The sequence below is a fragment of the Streptomyces alkaliphilus genome (genome assembly GCF_014141535.1).
In the GTDB taxonomy this organism is placed as follows: Bacteria; Actinomycetota; Actinomycetes; order Streptomycetales; family Streptomycetaceae; genus Streptomyces; species Streptomyces alkaliphilus.
Window position 1 is genome coordinate 1 of the sequence record NZ_VKHT01000058.1, and the last position, 11,502, is coordinate 11,502.

At 62.7% G+C, this 11,502-nt stretch carries 7 protein-coding genes; 4 read left to right on the forward strand and 3 right to left on the reverse strand.

Annotated features, from left to right (window positions below; translation table 11 throughout):
* Positions 1-410 precede the first annotated feature (410 nt).
* From FNQ90_RS03900 to FNQ90_RS03910, 3 genes are read right to left on the reverse strand one after another with little or no spacing between them, the layout of a single operon-like run.
* Positions 411-3,509, reverse strand: coding sequence for a type I restriction endonuclease subunit R (locus FNQ90_RS03900; protein WP_182604974.1), 3,099 nt, complete (start codon positions 3,507-3,509; stop codon positions 411-413).
* Complete coding sequence (locus FNQ90_RS03905; protein ID WP_182604975.1) at positions 3,506-4,138, reverse strand: restriction endonuclease subunit S; 633 nt, start codon at positions 4,136-4,138, stop codon at positions 3,506-3,508. Before FNQ90_RS03905 ends, FNQ90_RS03900 begins: the two co-directional genes overlap by 4 nt.
* A complete protein-coding gene (locus FNQ90_RS03910) occupies positions 4,135-5,703 on the reverse strand; it encodes a type I restriction-modification system subunit M (protein WP_182604976.1) in 1,569 nt (522 codons plus the stop codon). Before FNQ90_RS03910 ends, FNQ90_RS03905 begins: the two co-directional genes overlap by 4 nt.
* Before the next feature lie 968 nt (positions 5,704-6,671).
* Here FNQ90_RS03910 and FNQ90_RS27020 point away from each other — a divergent pair.
* The 4 genes from FNQ90_RS27020 to FNQ90_RS28360 all read left to right on the forward strand — a co-directional run bounded on the left by FNQ90_RS27020 (position 6,672) and on the right by FNQ90_RS28360 (position 11,000).
* Positions 6,672-7,034, forward strand: coding sequence for a hypothetical protein (locus FNQ90_RS27020; protein WP_228470835.1), 363 nt, complete (start codon positions 6,672-6,674; stop codon positions 7,032-7,034).
* Positions 7,004-7,666, forward strand: a complete 663-nt coding sequence (locus tag FNQ90_RS03915; protein ID WP_323379766.1) for an IS110 family transposase — start codon at positions 7,004-7,006, stop codon at positions 7,664-7,666. Before FNQ90_RS27020 ends, FNQ90_RS03915 begins: the two co-directional genes overlap by 31 nt.
* A 340-nt stretch (positions 7,667-8,006) precedes the next feature.
* Complete coding sequence (locus tag FNQ90_RS03920; RefSeq protein WP_456115088.1) at positions 8,007-9,290, forward strand: IS701 family transposase; 1,284 nt, start codon at positions 8,007-8,009, stop codon at positions 9,288-9,290.
* 1,452 nt (positions 9,291-10,742) lie between these two features.
* Positions 10,743-11,000 carry a hypothetical protein gene (locus tag FNQ90_RS28360; protein ID WP_182604977.1) on the forward strand — a complete coding sequence of 86 codons (258 nt, stop codon included), beginning with the start codon at positions 10,743-10,745 and terminating at the stop codon, positions 10,998-11,000.
* Positions 11,001-11,502: the final 502 nt, after the last annotated feature.

The following is an 11,502-nucleotide window of genomic DNA, read 5'->3' on the forward strand; positions in this document are numbered from 1 at the left end:
CCCCCACTTCGCCGTCACCCCCGGTCAGTGGACCCACTTCCTCACCTTCGCCACCGAAGCCTGACCCCTCCCCCCGGGGCGGGATCACGACTCCGGTCACGACTGTAGTGACGACCACCCCGGCGGTCCCCGGACCGACCTCCAGCAGGGTTTGAACCTGCGCATACGACTCCGGGGGCCGTGAAGACGCGCGGTGTACCCGCAGGTCAGAGCCGTGGACTACTCGTGGACAGAGGATCCCGTCCACGAGTAGTCCACGGCTGCTCCTCTGCTGCGCCAAGATGTCGAGCGTGGGGAGGCTGTCCACGTCCGACTTGCCCTGCGCCTTCGGAATCTTCATATCGACGACCCGGTACAGCTCACGGGGCGAGGTCAGTCACGCCACGCTTCTCCTATCAGCTCGGCGACGCTCACTCGCCGCCTCCGACCGACAGCCCAAAGAACCGCTCGAAGAACGCGATTAGGCGGGCCTGGACGCGCTGTTTCTTCTCGCCGTGGCTGCCGGCTGCCGAGAAGCGGGAGGCTGGCGGAAGGATCTTCGTGATGGCCATACCGGTCACGGGGATGGCACCGTCGCGGAAGGCCTGTTCGATGAACGTCTTCGTCTCGTCGGGCTTCAGGCTCTCGTCCGTGATGATGGTGTCCAGCTCGGCAGTGCGCTTGGTGTCCACGTAGGCACACCACTCTTCATCGATCTCGCCGCTGGCCGACACGCGGTCGACGAAGTCCATGATGAGGTCTTTCTTGTTGCGCAGTGTCAGGCTGGAGTCGACGGCACGCTGGATCTTCATCACTGCATCCAGTTCCTTGTCCGAGCCGTTGCCACGAGCCTCGCGCCCATTCTGAACAAGCATCAGGATGTAGTCGACATTGATCTCGACCTGTTTAATGAGCTCGATCTCAAAGACGACGTCGTCGTTTATCGACTCCTTCTCGGCGTCGCCCTCCTTGCGGAACTCCGCATAGAGGTCCAGGTAGACACTACGGTAGTCTTGCTTCTGGCGGTCGGTCAGCAACTCATTGCCAGCGAACTCATCAAACGCCGTCAGGATATTCTGCAAGCGCAGAATGGTGCCGAAGAACGCGATAAACGCCTTCTGTGCGGCCTCGCCAACGATCGGCTCCCCGAGTGGGAACTTCGTCAGCAGCTCATTGGCGCGTTCGCCGTACTCGCCGTAGTACTCAGCGTATGGCTTAAGCAGAACAATGCCGCGGGCTTCCTTGTTGCCGAACAACGCGATGGCGTCGTTGGTCTCGTTCTCGAGGTCACGGAAGGAGACGATGTTGCCGTAGGTCTTGACCGAGTTCAGGATGCGGTTGGTGCGGGAGTAAGCCTGGATGAGGCCGTGGTTGACCAGCCGCTTATCAACGAACAGCGTGTTGAGTGTGGTGGCGTCGAAGCCAGTCAGGAACATGTTGACCACGATGACTAGGTCGATCTCGCGGTTTTTCAGTCGCAGCGACAGATCCTTGTAGTAGTTCTGGAACTTGTCGGCCGACGTGTCGAAGCTGGTACCGAAAGCCTGGTTGTAGTCCTGGATGGCAGCATCGAGGAAGTCGCGCGACGACTGGTCGAGTGCGCTGGTCTCGAAGCCCTCTTCGTCCAGGTAGTCGTCGCTGACGTCCTCGTTGGCGGCGTAGCTGTAGATGATGCCGATCTTGATCCGACGATCGGGCGTCAGCTTCTTTTGTTGCTCCTTGAACTCAGCGTAGTAGCGCTTGGCCGCATCGATCGATGCAGTAGCAAACAAAGCGTTGAAGCCGCGCACCCGCTTACCGGCCAACGAGTAGTGCGCGGCACGCTTGGTCTTCTGGTCGAAGTGATCCAGTGTATAGGCGACCACCTGGCTCAGCCGCTCCGAGGCGAGCAGCGCTCGCTCGGTGTCGATGGCCGGGACTTGCTTGTCGTCGATGCCTTCGGGCAACTTGATGGTGTTGACGTAGTCGATCCGGAACGGCAGGACGTTCTTGTCGTTGATAGCATCCACGATGGTGTAGGCGTGGATGGCCAACTGGTGCTGCTCGGGTGGGCACTGGACAGGGTCGCCGTGCAAGAGGCAGCCGAACACCTGCGCCGTGGTGCGTAGCTTCGGGTTGCCGCCTCTGCCCGCGTTCACCGAGAAGATCGGGGTGCCGGTGAACCCGAACAGGTTGTAGCGCTTGAACGCCTTGGTGATCGAGGTGTGCATGTCACCGAACTGCGAGCGATGGCATTCGTCAAAGATGATGACCACGTGACCGTCATAGATCTCGTGAATCTTGTTGGCGGCGATGAAGGTTGAGAGCTTCTGGATGGTGGTGATGATGATCTTGGCGCTGGGGTCTTCGAGCTGACGCTTCAGCACCGCCGTCGATGTGTTCGAGTTGGCCGCGCCCTTTTCGAAACGGTCGTACTCGCGCATCGTCTGGTAATCCAAATCTTTGCGATCGACCACGAACAGCACTTTGTCGACACCTGGCAGCTTGGACGCCAACTGCGCAGACTTGAAGCTTGTTAAGGTCTTTCCAGAGCCGGTGGTGTGCCACACGTAGCCGCCGGCTGCCACGCTGCCGAGCTGCTTGTAGTTGGTTGAGATCTCGATTTTCTGCAGGATCCGCTCGGTCGCCACAATCTGGTACGGGCGCATCACCAGTAGCAGCCGGTCGGCGGTCAGGACGGAGTACTTGGTCAGGACGTTCAGCAATGAGTGCTTGGTAAAGAACGTCTTGGTGAAGCTAGTCAAGTCTTGGACTGGTCGGTTAGTCGCGTCTGCCCACCATGAGGTAAACTCGAAGGAGTTCGATGTCTTGCGACCCCGCTTCGCCCCGGTGCTCTCGCTCAGGTGCTGACGGCGGGTGGTGTTGGAATAGTACTTGGTTAGCGTGCCGTTGCTGATGACGAACAGCTGTACGTACTCGAACAGTCCCGAGCCAGCCCAGAAACTGTCGCGCTGGTAGCGGTCGATCTGGTTGAACGCCTCGCGGATGTCCACGCCGCGGCGCTTGAGCTCGATGTGAACGAGCGGCAAGCCGTTGACCAGGACGGTCACGTCGTAGCGATTGGAACGGGCCGCGCCGCCCTCTCCAGCACCGATTTCGTACTGGTTGATGACCTGTAGGCTGTTATTGTAGATGTTGGCCTTGTCGATTAACTTGACGTTCTTGGTCGAGCCATCGTCGCGCTTCAAGATCTGGACATAATCCTCTTGAATCCTGACAGTCTTCTCAACGATTCCGTCGTTCGCTCCAGCGATCTTCTCGCTGAAGAGCGACTCCCATTCAGTGTCTGAGAAGGTGATGTCGTTCAGGGCTTCAAGTTGCTTCCGAAGGTTCGCGACAAGCTGTACCTCCGATGTAATTCGGAGATATTCGTACGCCTGTGACTGCAGGAGCTTGATAAACTCGCGCTCCAGATCAGCCTCGGACTGGTAGGCCGTCTCCCTGGCCTCGTCCGGGATGAACTCGGCGATGACGGTGCTCTCCGAGCTGACGGCGATCGGTTCGTAGCGGTGTGGGGACGGGCCGCTCATACGCTTGTCTCCTCGAACGTCAGCAGCTTGTCGCGGTAGTAGGCATACTGACGTCGCCGCGCTTCCAGCTCCGCTTCCAGCTCCGCTTCCAGCGCGCTAAATGCGTCAAGCACACGAACGATCTCACGCTGCACTTCGACAGGTGGGACAGGAATCTTGATCTTCGCGAGATTCTTGGCTGACACGTCGATGACCTTCGTGCCAGTGGCGTGCCTCCTCTTCTGAATCTGGAACCCAGGGCTCTGCAGCCAGTAGGCGATGAATTTCGGATCTTGGTCGTGCTTCAAGACGGTCGCATGTCCGCCGGTAACAATCTGCTCGTCGCCGAGCCAGGCGACCGCCTTACCGACGTCCTCGACGTTCTCGCTGGTATTCGTGATGATGACGTCGCCCGGGTCAACCTTCGCGAGCTTCCTAGCCGTCTCTGGAGATACGAACGAGATCGTTTTGGTTGTCCAGGTGCCGTAGTACGTGTAGATCTGGCCGTAGTGAATCGCACCGATGCCAGACTCGGTGAAGTCTGTCTTCGGCATCCCGTTCCCGCGTACCAGTTCGGCAATCTCGCCGAGCTCCTTGAACGCGACTCCGTTCGGGCTGAGCCGTTGGATCAGATTTTCAATGGGGCTCACGACGCTCCTTCGAGGGCTGCCACGATGGAATCGATCTGAGTACGCAGCTCGGCCTGGCGCTTCACAATGCCAGCGATCTGCTCGTTCAGTGCAGTGATATCGACAGCCTCGGTGGTGTCCTCCTTCTCGACGTAGGACGACACGGTGAGGTTGTAGTCGTTCGCCGCGATGTTGTCGTTCGGGACGAGCTTGGTGAAGTGGTCGACATCCTCGCGGACAGTAAATGCGTCAAGCACCTTCTGCTGGTGTTCCGGTAGGAGCTTGTTCTTATTGCCCAGGCGCTTGAACTCTGCCGAGGCGTCGATGAAGAGGACGGAGTTGTCCTTCTTCGACTTCTTCAGCACCAGCACACAGGTGCTGATGGCGGTGCCGAAGAACAGGTCGCGCGGTAGCTCGATGACCGTGTCAACGTAGTTTTTGTCGACCAAGTACTTGCGGATCTTCTGCTCCGCCCCGCTGCGGTAAAGAGCACCCGGAAACTGAACGATGGCCGCGGTGCCGTTGACTGCCAGCCACGACAGCATGTGCATCGTGAAGGCCAAGTCGGCCTTAGACTTCGGCGCCAGCACACCAGCTGGCGCGTACCTCGGGTCGTTGATAAGCAGCGGATTGGCGTCGCCCGCCCACTTGATGGAGTACGGCGGATTGGACACGATCGCTTCGAACGGCTCGTCGTCCCAGTGGTGCGGATCGGTGAGCGTGTCGCCGTGCGCGAGGTCGAACTTCTCGTAGTTGGTGTCGTGCAGGAACATGTTGATGCGCGCCAGGTTGTAGGTGGTCAGGTTGATCTCCTGACCGAAGAAGCCTTGGCGGACGTTGTCCTTGCCGAGCACCTTGGCGAACTTCAGTAGTAGCGAACCTGAGCCGACAGCCGGGTCGTACACCTTGTTGACCGACTTCTTGCCGACCACTGTGATGCGCGCCAGCAGCTCGGAGACCTCCTGCGGCGTGAAGAACTCGCCACCAGACTTGCCCGCGTTCGATGCGTACATAGTCATCAGATACTCGTAGGCATCGCCGAACGAGTCGATAGCGTGGTTACTGAAGTCACCTAGGTTCAGGTCTCCGATAGCGTCGAGCAGCTTGACCAGCTTCTCGTTGCGCTTGGCGACGGTGTTGCCGAGCTTGGGGCTGTTAACGTCCAGGTCGTCAAACAGGCCCTTCAGTGCGTCCTCGCTGTCGGTGCCAAGCGCGGAGCCCTCGATGTTCTTGAAGACGCGAGCCAGCGTTTCGTTCAGGTTCTCGTCTCCGGCAGCACGCTTCCGCACGTTGGCGAACAGCTCACTCGGTAGGATGTAGAAGCCCTTCTCATCGACCGTGTCTTTGCGACCGAACTCGGCATCCTTGTCGCAGAGCCTGGTGTAGTCGAAGTCGGCGTCGCCCGCCTCGCGCTCCAGCTTGTTCAGGTAGGTGGTCAAGTTCTCCGAGATGAAGCGATAGAAGAGCATCCCGAGTACGTAGCTCTTGAAGTCCCAGCCGTCGACGCTCCCGCGTAGGTCGTTGGCCATGCGCCAGATGGTCTTGTGCAGCTCCGCGCGCTGGGCTTCCTTACTCTGAGGCGTCATCAAGCAACCCCTCCGACAAGGCACCGCTTGATTGACGAAGTTCTGCGACAGTCCTGCTCATACTTGCTCATTTCCGCCATTCATTCGAATTTTTGTGCGACATTTTGCCTCCAGCGCGGGCGGGTCGCACTGCCAAGGATGGCAGTCACGTCCGACAGTTTGAGAGAGATGGAGCGAGCCGCGAAGTCAGGTTGCAGCTCGCGTGACGTCATCGATGTCTTGCGTCTCCCACTACCGTAGGTGAGCCGGCCGTCCTGGGGTTGACCGTTCGATCCGGCTGTTCACGCTGCGTCCCGGCCCAACCGCAACGGCGGCGCTTGGTGTGCTCGCCCTGCCCGGCCTCGGCCCGCCAGCGTCGTCGTAACCAATTTGCTCCGTCCCCATCACAGCCCAAGGCGACCCGTCGGGACACCGGATCGTTCCCACCGAAAAGCTTCACGATTCTACTGCTCAAGTTCTTGATCCAAGCCCTGATCAGGAACTTCTGATCGACCTGGAAGCCGCAGGGTGTCCGAAGGTCGACGGAACGGCTTTTGGGCTGGAGCTGCTTTGGCGCGAGTGATCATGGCCCCTTCCGCTGGACCGCGGATCGGGCAGGCTTGTGAACCTGCCCGTTAGTGCCCGATGTGGGGCCATGATCTGCGAGGCTCGCGCCAAAGCGGCTGCCTAAAAGCCGTGGAGCCGACCGCCTCAGCCACGACGTGTTCTGACTGTGAGGCTTCTTTCTGCAATCTGATGGTGCTGGGCGGGGGCAGGCAACTGCGGGCGTGACCCTTGCTCTGACTGGCTTCGTGCCTTTGCCGGGACTTGTCCGCTTGTGGTTGCCGGCCCCGGCCCGGTCGGAGCAGCCGGCCTGATCAGGAGCTTGACCGTCTAGCGTTGGCGGCGCCCGTCGTGTCTCATCACAGTCCTGCCGGGTCTCCGCCCCGGACCGGAACCACATCCGCTCCCGGACAAGGAGAGAACGCATGTCCAGTGTGACCGATCTGCATGGGGTGGTCGATGTCGACATCGGTGTCGATGCCCACGTGAATACCCATTCGGCGGCGGTGGTCGATTCCCACGCCGGCGGTGTCCTGGGTGAGCTCACGGTGGAGGCCACCGCTGAGGGCTACGCCCGGCTGGCACGGCGCCTCGGGCACCACGAGGAGGTCGTCGTCGAACTTGACCGTCCCCAATGGTCAAAGCGCCGCAATGGCGCGAAGTCGGACCCGCTGGACGTGATCCGCGCCGCCCGCGAAGCCCTGGCACGAGCCAGGCCGGGGACCCTCGCAGCGGTGGCGACCGACAGGCACTCTCGGTGCTGCCGGCCGCACGCCGGTCCGCGGTGAACGTCGGCACCGACGCCCAGCGGCAACTGTTCAGTTTTGTGATCGCGGCCCCCGAGCAAACACGTGAACGGTTCCGCGGCCAGAAACTACCCGCCATGATCAAGACCGCCGCCAGCCTGTGCGTGCACGCCTCCTACGACACCGAGACGGCCACCACCGTCACCACGCTGCGCTCACTGGCCCGCCGTGCCCGGGCCCTGGCCGAGGAAGCCACCGAACACGAGAAGGCCATTCGGGCCATCGTGCGGTCCTGGCGCCCCGATCTCCTCGAACACAAAGGTGTCGGGCTCATCGTGGCCCCGACCGTGCTCTGCGCCTGGTCCCGCCCCGGCCGTATCCACTCCGAGGCCGCCTTCGCCATGCTCGCCGGAGTGGCCCCCATCCCGGCCAACAGCAGCCAGACCACCAACCGCCACCGGCTCAACCGCTACGGCGACCAGCAACTCAACCAGGCCCTGCACACCATCGTACTCGCACGGATCTGCTACGACGACGCCACCCGCGACTACGTCGCCCGTCGTACCGCAGAGGGGAAGACCAGCCGCGAGATCAAACGATGCCTCAAACGCTACGTGGCACGAGACCTCTACCGACACCTCGAAGCAGGCTCTGCACCGCTTGACAAACCATAGGAGCGTCCTCATGCACGGTGTGCCTGCCTTGTGGGCGGGAGCGGGCGCCGCCGGCCGCCCGCTCCCGCCCGGAGGAGCGAAGCGACGACGGGTGCTTGATGAAGTAGGGAAATTCTTACCGCACTCGTGTCAGGTCACTGTGTGTGACGCAGTGGGGTGCACCATCGTGGCGTGGAAGGTTACGGCTGCTGGACTAGTACTCCAGTCTGACTTCGCGATCTTGCAGCGGGCCCGGCTGGGAACGGGTACGGCCACCGCGTGATCATCGGTTGGTGTGTGGACAAACGAAGATCGTGCGGTGGCCGTGGGCCATAGCGTAGACCCTGCCCGCTGGCGGGAGATGTTCGACCAGGTCATGGCCCGGATCGCGGGCCGGTTCGGCCGGGTCGAGCCGCGGGCGAGTGCCCGCGCCTATCTGCTCGGGCTGCTGTCGAAGGCAGAGCGGAAGAACTGCTGGCAGCTGTCCGAACAGGCCGGTCTGGCCCGGCCGGGACCGATGCAGCGGCTGCTGCGTTACGCCCGCTGGGACGCCGATGCCGTCCGTGACGACCTGCGTGCCTATGCCGTCGACCATCTCGGCGCCGACGGCGCGGTGCTGATCGTGGACGAGACCGGCTTCGTGAAGAAAGGCCACGCCTCGGCGGGCGTGCAACGGCAGTACACCGGCACCGCCGGACGCATCGAGAACTCCCAGGTCGGGGTCTTCCTCGCCTACGCCACCAGCCGGGGACGGGCGCTGATCGACCGCCGGCTCTACCTGCCCGAGCACTCCTGGTGCTCCGATCCCGAGCGCCGCCATGCTGCCGGGATACCCGAGACGGTGCAGTTCCAGACCAAACCCCGCCTGGCCCGGGAGATGATCGCCGCCGCGCTGGAGGCCGGAGTGAAGGCACGGTGGGTGACCGGCGACGAAGCCTACGGACAGGACCCGCAGCTTCGTGCCGCCCTGGAGGCACGCGGCACCGGCTACGTACTGGCCGTCGCCTGCTCGACATGGGTGCGGATCAACCACGGCCGCACCCTTGTCCGCGCGGACACCGTCGCCGAACGCCTGCCCGCCACCGCCTGGCAGCGGCACAGCGCGGGCAACGGCGCGAAGGGCCCGCGCCACTACGACTGGGCCTGGATCCACACCGGCACCGACGAACACCGCCACCTGCTGATTCGCCGCAACCGCACCACCGGCGAACTCGCCTTCTACCTGTGCTGGTCACCCACCGCGGCTCCTCTTGCCGAGCTGGTCCGCGTCGCCGGTGTCCGCTGGAGCGTCGAGGAGTGCTTCCAGGCCGCCAAGGGCCAGGTCGGACTCGACCACTACCAGGTCAGGCACTGGATCTCATGGCACCGGCACATCACCCTCGCCATGCTCGCCCTGGCCTTCCTGACCGTCCTCGACGCCGACACGGCCCCCACCACGCCCGCCGATCCGCGCCACCCCGCCCGCAGCCGCGACCCGATCAAGCTGACCGTCCCGGAGATCCGTCATCTGCTCGCAGCCGTCTTCACCCCGCCGCCCCTGTCAGCGACCAGGCTGCTGCACTGGTCCAACTGGCGCAGACGCCACCAGGCAACAGCCCGACGCAGCCACTACAAACGGCGGTCCGCCGACGAACCTGCTGGATAGATCACGAAACCGCACTGGAGTACTAGTCGGCGTTCGTTCTGTTTACAGTGGCCCATAGAATCGACCGCATGCGTTCCTACCTGCTTGTTCTCGGAGAGCGCGAGGCCGTCGCCTGGGTCCTGCGTCAACAGCAAATGGCCTTCCCTGAGCGTCGGCGGACCGAAGTTCAACGGTTGGAGCCCGGAGACGAGCTGCTGATCTACACCACGCGTGGGTGTTGGCACAACCCGACGCGGGACCGAGGGAGGATCATCGGCCGCGCGTACGTAACCTCACCGGTAAGCGTCCTGGACAAACCAGTGGAGCTTGCGGGCCGTGCCTTCACGTCCGGCTGTGACATCGACGTACGAACCCTGGTCCCCTACCGCACGGGTGTGGAACTGGCCCCCTTGGTCGGCCAACTTGCGGCCTTCCCTAGGAAAACGGCCTGGAGCACCCGGCTCCGACGGCCTCTATTGGAACTGCCATCCAGTGATGCCATGTTGGTACGCGACCAGCTTGCTGGACAGGAGGTACCTGCAGCCGAGCAGCTCTCCAGTTACCTAGAGGCCATCAAACGAGCGTGATCGGCAGGTAGAGAAAGTTCCACGATGATCGGCGACCGCTCGATCGTGGCCTGTCGGCTCACTGCTCGACTCGGCTACCGTTCCATCCATGCCTGAGGAGGCGAAGTCGGTCGTGTCTTGGTACGACTATGCCCTCAGGTACCTCGCGATGAAGTGGCCGCATGCCGCTCCCAACACGCGAGACGGCATTAACGAATCGCTCACTAGCGTGACTATGGAGCTTCTCGGCGAGCGCCCCGGACGGCCCTCCGACGAGGTGATCCGCAAGGCACTTCGCAACTGGGCCTTCGTGTTGCCAGGGTCTGACGATCGGGAAGTCCCGGACGACGTGCGGAACGTTCTCCACTGGGTCTCCAAGGCATCTCGTCCGCTCGCTGATCTTGCTGAACCTGCCACGGCCCATGCAGTCCTTGACTCGCTGAAGCTCAAGCTCGACGGCACGGCAGCAGCGGCGGAAACCGTGCGGCGTAAGCGTCGGACACTCGTTAACGCCGCGAATTACGCCGTTGACCTGGGGGAGCTGCGTGAGAACCCCATCACGACTGTCCGCCGACAGAAGCCGAAAGTGTCCAACCAGGTCGACCCGCGGTTGTCGCCAACCCGGAACAGGCGCGGAATCTCCTGGCGACCGTCTCCTACGTGGGCGGATACCGGCGTGCCCGTGGTCGTCGCCTCGTCGGTCTGTTCGCCGCGATGTACTTCGGCGGTCTCCGGCCGGCGGAAGCGGTCGGTCTCGTCGAGACGGACCTGAACCTTCCCGAACAAGGCTGGGGGCTTGGCGCTGCTCCACCGGCCCCGTCCGTCAGTCGGCAAGCAGTGGATCGACTCGGGGGAGACCCACGACGATCGCGGGTTGAATAACCGCCCGACCGAGGACGTCAGGCGGGTGCCTATCCCGCCGCACCTCGTCGCCGTGCTCCGCGAGCACCTGGCCACCTTCGGCACGGCGGACGACCGGCAGCTGTTCTTCAGTGAGAAGGGCTCGGTCGTCCCGTCCTCGACCTACTACCGCGTCTGGCAGGAGGCCCGGCTCCTCGCGCTTCCGCTCGCCGTCGCAGCCTCGCCGCTCGCGAGTCGACCGTACGACCTTCGGCGCTGTCGACGGGCTCAACGCAGGTGTCGACCCCACCGGCAACAGCGTTGAGGTCCTGCTGACCCGCTACGCGAAGTGCCTCAACGGACGGCAAGACGTCGTCAACCGGCGCATCGAGGATCTGCTTCGCGAGTAAGACTGACGCCACCTGACCGTGTCCGAGGACCCTGGCATCCTGTCCTGGGGCCTCGTCGTTTTCGAGGTCTCACCTGGGGCAAGGCTTCAAAATCCCGTCCACGCCCCGTCCACGGACCCCGGCATACGGCCGCTCCGAGTGGCACACGGCTGCACATACGCGAAGACCCCGGCCTCAGCGTTTCCGCTGGTGACGGGGTCTTTGGGCACCTTGTACAAGGTGCCCCCGGCAGTGTGCAGTCTCACGACATCCAGGACGCATGTCTCAGGACATTGAGGACATGATGTCTCAGACGCTGTTGTCTTTCCGAGTCTGACGGCTGCGTTTTCGCTGGTCAGGGGTAGGGGCGGCGTCGGTGTGGGAGTGATGGGGTGTCGTTTCGTCGCTCTCGTGGAGGTCGCGGATGCCGTCGGTTGT